Raw genomic sequence first — 2,449 nt, 5'->3', positions numbered from 1 at the left:
CACACCCACAAAGAGCACAATGCCGACGAGGACAAACACACCAAACATTCAGCACACTGTTGAGTTCTCAAAGGACAACCACACCACCAGACCAACCCACTCACCGAGCGGACCTTCCGGAGGGCGACCTTCCTATCTTACTGCGTCGACCGGACCGGCTTCAAGCCCTGTCCTGGCGACGTGGAAGAGAGTACACGGGCGATCGGACGCCGTTCACCCGGGGTGGGTCACCATCATCAGCGCAGGTCAGGAGCCGGTGGGTTGGGATCCTCTCGGTGCCGTCGACGCCCCACTCGGGTCCGGCTACCCGGCCCAGTGGATCTGGAGGAGGTCGACCCGGCCGAGGTGCTCCACGACGACATAGGTCACGAGCCCTGCGCCACCGAAGGTCATGGTGCGTACGGCGCCGTCGGGGTTGCGGTCCACGAGGGGGTCACCGGACCACGGGGCGAGCTCGAGCACGTCGAGTACGTCCGCGAGCGCCACCAACGCCTCTCGCGGTAGCGCCTCGAGGGCGTCACGGACCGAAGCGACGTCGACCTCGTAGGCCACCTACACGCCCAGGTCCGCGCGCACCTCACGCCACGGCGCCGTGGACGGGCCCGCCGCCCTGTCGCCGCTACGAGCGTGAGCCGCCGCCTCCAGCATCGCCCGGTACCCGTCCGTGCCGCCGGCGGCCTCCGTCACGCGAGCGACCCGTCGCCACGCGTCGAGGCACAGATGGACGACGGTCAGATCGTAGGTGTCGGCGGCCCGTGCCAGCGCGGCTCGCCACTGGCGATCGAACTCGGCTGCGCTCTCCGGTGCCAGGACCGCCCGCACCTCGGCGGGCGTGGCCTCCGCCCACGTCCCGGCCTTCCCTCCACCCGGCGGGACGGGCGACGCGGCCGCGGTCATGGCCCAACCCTACGGCTACGGTCTCCCCGCCACCGCTCCGACCCGCCATCTCGGCGCTCCATCTGACTCGGCCGGCGTACCCGCATTCCGTCCGGCCGGCGTGGAGGATCACGCGCACCCGGGGCTTCGGAGGGAGCAGGTGGCCCGGCTCGGTGCTCCCACCCCCAGTACGACCGGCTCGGGATGTCGGCGGGTCCGCCTCTCCCGAGCCGGGCGAACCACCGCTCTGCGGGGCCGCTGTCGCCGGTCTCCTCGGCCGGAGTGTCAGCGGTTCTCGTCCGGATCGTGACCCCTGCGGTGCTGGTCGGCGAAGTCGGTGAGGGCGTGGACGAGTTCCGAGGGTGCCTCCTCGGCCATGTGATGGCCGGAGTTGATGTCATGGCCCTGAACGTCGTCGGCCCAGTCCGCCCAGACCGCCAGCGGGTCCCCGTAGAGGTCGACGAGGTCGTCGTGGGCGGCCCAGAGGACCAGGAGCGGGCAGCTCAGCAGACGGCCGGCGCTGCGGTCGGCGGTCTCGTCGGCGCGGTCGATGCCCAGGCCGGCGCGGTAGTCCTCGAGCATCGCGGTGACGGTGACCGGGTCGGTGATCGCGGCGAGGTACTCGCGGTAGGCATCGGCGCCCATGCGTTGTTCGACCTGCGGCCCAGCGCCATACCAGGCCTGCGGGTCGGCGAGGATCGCCTGCTCGGGCTTGTCGGGCTGGGCGAAGAAGAACCAGTGCCACCACCTCGCGAAACGGGCGTCGGTGCGGTCGAGGGCTTCGCAGATGGGGACGGCGTCGAGGACCGCGAGACGCTCGACCCGCTCGGGGTGGTCGAGCGCCATCCGCAGAGCGACGTAGGCCCCGCGGTCGTGGCCGACGACGACGAGCGGGCCGAGCTCGAGGTGCTCCGCGAGCGCTGCGAGGTCGTCAGCCATGGCTCGCTTGGAGTAGGGCCGGTGCTCGCCGTCGGTGGCCGGTGCGCTGGAGCCGCCGTAGCCGCGCAGATCCGGGCAGACGACCCCGAATCCGAGTTCGCGGAGCGCGGCGGCGACCCGGTGCCAGGTCGCCGAGGTGCGCGGATGGCCGTGCAGCAGCAACACCGTTGCGCCGTTGGCGGGCCGCGGCCCCAGCGCGTGGCGCACCCGCATCCGGACCGGGCCGAGCTCGACAGCCTCGTCGACGAACCCCTCGAACATCGCACCATCATCCGGGCTGCTCAGTCAGCCCGGCTGGCGGTCGTCGCGGGGAGTTCGCGGCGGGCCGGTTCGGTAGGAATCGGTACGGCCGCGACGAGAACGTCGTCGGAGAACGTCTCGGCCCGGCGCCCGACGGTGGGTGCGCCGCCTCGCAGTCGACGAGCCCCGAGTCGGCAGAGGCGACGGCGGAGACCGCCGCCACCGAGTTCGCCGGCAGATGACGCGGCCTCTCGAGGCACGGGAAGGAGGGGCGGGCTCTCCTGGGTGGGAGTGCTCGCCCCTTTTTTGGTGTGGGGGTGTGGTGGGGGTGGTCGGGTGTTCCGGCGGTGTCCTACTCTCCCACGACCTGTCGGTCGCAGTACCATCGGCGCTG

The 2,449-nt window shown here is 71.6% G+C and carries 3 protein-coding genes; all 3 read right to left on the bottom strand.

Going from position 1 to position 2,449, the window contains the following annotated elements; genetic code table 11:
- Window positions 1-303: 303 nt before the first annotated feature.
- Window positions 304-552, bottom strand: a complete 249-nt coding sequence (locus AC2A1K_RS35530; protein ID WP_483901059.1) for a hypothetical protein — start codon at window positions 550-552, stop codon at window positions 304-306.
- A complete protein-coding gene (locus AC2A1K_RS35525) occupies window positions 553-897 on the bottom strand; it encodes a DUF6247 family protein (RefSeq protein WP_483901058.1) in 345 nt (114 codons plus the stop codon).
- Between the two features lie 264 nt (window positions 898-1,161).
- Window positions 1,162-2,076 carry an alpha/beta fold hydrolase gene (locus AC2A1K_RS35520; protein WP_483901057.1) on the bottom strand — a complete coding sequence of 305 codons (915 nt, stop codon included), beginning with the start codon at window positions 2,074-2,076 and terminating at the stop codon, window positions 1,162-1,164.
- Window positions 2,077-2,449: the final 373 nt, after the last annotated feature.

This window comes from Actinomycetospora sp. 2LY8.5, assembly GCF_057180585.1.
This window is presented reverse-complemented; position numbering and strand designations above follow the sequence as displayed.

Bases quoted from the DNA above. Each gene is read 5' to 3' on its own strand.
- AC2A1K_RS35525 (WP_483901058.1), bottom strand. From the start codon at position 897: ATGACCGCGGCCGCGTCGCCCGTCCCGCCGGGTGGAGGGAAGGCCGGG.
- AC2A1K_RS35520 (WP_483901057.1), bottom strand. From the start codon at position 2,076: ATGTTCGAGGGGTTCGTCGACGAGGCTGTCGAGCTCGGCCCGGTCCGG.